General features: G+C 64.9%; 2 protein-coding genes. Both read left to right on the top strand.

The genetic code is table 11. From position 1 onward, the window contains the following. The coding region (locus CQ042_RS20205; protein ID WP_146115449.1) for a peptidoglycan-binding domain-containing protein at nucleotides 1-1,069 on the top strand (1,069 nt) is incomplete at its 5' end. Between the two features lie 70 nt (nucleotides 1,070-1,139). Further along, on the top strand, nucleotides 1,140-1,969 hold an 830-nt coding region (locus CQ042_RS20200; protein ID WP_258132380.1), incomplete at its 3' end, for an ABC transporter ATP-binding protein.

The following is a 1,969-nucleotide window of genomic DNA, read 5'->3' as shown; positions in this document are numbered from 1 at the left end:
CCTCGCAGACCAGCGCTCGTACCCGGGTGCAGTCGCCTTCAGTAACGAGGCAGCGTTCACTCTTCCCGCCGCTAAAGAGGCCGCCCGTAGCGTCGTCACAGCCAAACCACCATCCGTGGGCGGCACCCTGAGCTCAGGGGATGTTCTCATCGAGGTCAACACCCGGCCGGTGCACGTCGTCGCGTCTCCGTTCGCCTTCTTCCGTGACATCGGATTCGGGGACGAAGGGGCCGACGTCCGTGCCCTGCAACAAGCACTCGTGAACAGCGGCCGCTTGGCTAGCGCAGATGGAACATACGGCCCGCAGACCGCTCGGGCCGTCGCACGCTGGTATCAAGACGCGGGGTACAAAGCCCCGACGCGACAGCGACCACTCGCGAACGCATCATCAGGCACGTCGGACACCTCGAACGACCCCGGGGCGTCGGATTCCGCTGAGTCCACAGAGACCGTCGACTCGGGTGGCCCGCCGGCAAACTCGGAGCAGAATGCGACGCTCGATCCCTTCGTACCCGTCAGCGAACTGCTGGCTGTGCCCTCCCTTCCCGCCACAATCATCACCGCGCCCGCCGTCGGTGCACTCGTCGGAGGCGAAGACACCACAGATCTCACACTCGGAGCGAACCCGTTGATCGTGCGTGCCGAGGTACCGGTCGCGGACTCCGCAGGGATCACACCAGGTGACCGTGTGACTGTCGACGCCGAGGCAGGGCAACTGAACGCCGTTGTCGCGAGCGTTGACGAGCAGCCGCCTGCAGAAGACGGATCCCCTCGCGCGAGCCTGATGACCGTTTCGCTAGAGACGGATTCCGCCGTGCCGATCCCAGGACGCGGAGAGACCGTCACAGTACAGGTGCTGAACGCGATTGTCGCCGACGAGACGCTCATCGTCCCCACATCCGCTGTCGTAGGTCGCGGGAAAGATCACGGGATCGTCGTCAAACAGCAGCCCGATGGTTCCCTCATCGAGGTGCCCATCACCGTAGCGGGCTCGCTGCGGGGAATGACCGCTGTCACACCAGATGAAGCAGATGTGTTGGCAGAGGGCGATGACGTCCGGGTCGGGTAGAGGGCCGGTGCCTCTCCTAGAGTTGCGTCATGTGTCGCGGAGATACACGTCCGCGCACGCCCCGACGGTGATGGCGCTTGACGACGTGAGCCTTCGAATCGGACAAGGGGAGTTCGTCGCGATCGTCGGGCCGTCGGGAGGTGGGAAGTCCACCCTGCTGAACGTGCTCGGATTGCTCGACTTCCCCGACGGCGGCGAGTACTTGATTGACGGCGCGGCGATGCCTTCGCAAGAAGGGGCAACAACAGCGCGGATCCGAAGCACGGCCTTCGCCTTCGTCTTCCAGGCGTTCCATCTCCTGCTGAGCAGGCCCGTCCGTCACAGCGTTGAGTTGGGGTTGATGTATCGGGGGGTGAAGGCGCGCGCCGAGCCGGCGACAGCAGCCCTCGAACGTGTAGGGCTTGCTGGACGGGCAGAAGAGATAGCGTCACATCTGTCTGGGGGGCAACAGCAGCGGGCAGCGATCGCCCGTGCGATCGCCTCGAATGCCAGGATCGTCCTTGCCGACGAACCGACCGGGAACCTAGACAGCGAGAACGCGCGACTCATCATTGCGGAGCTGCAGGCACTGAACAAGGCCGGAGCGACAGTGATCGTCGTGACCCATTCCGCGGACGTCGCCGCTGCGGCCGATCGTCAACTGCGCATTCGGGATGGTCGGCTTGTGTCTGACACCGTGCAGGAGCACCCCGATGGGGTTGCATCCGTACGCGCCACAGAGGAGCCACGCGACCGTGCAGAGACGCCGATGCACAGCGCAGCAATCCCCGCTCGCACCCCGGCCGACACCCGCTTACAAACCGCCGCCGGAGACCAGGACTGGACGCACCCGACACGGTGGAAGAAGCGCCCGAGCCTTCTGAAACGCGACATCTTCCGAGATGCGTGGCAGTCGGCACT

It is taken from the genome of Microbacterium sp. MYb62 (assembly GCF_002979475.1).
GTDB lineage: Bacteria > Actinomycetota > Actinomycetes > Actinomycetales > Microbacteriaceae > Microbacterium.
This window is presented reverse-complemented; position numbering and strand designations above follow the sequence as displayed.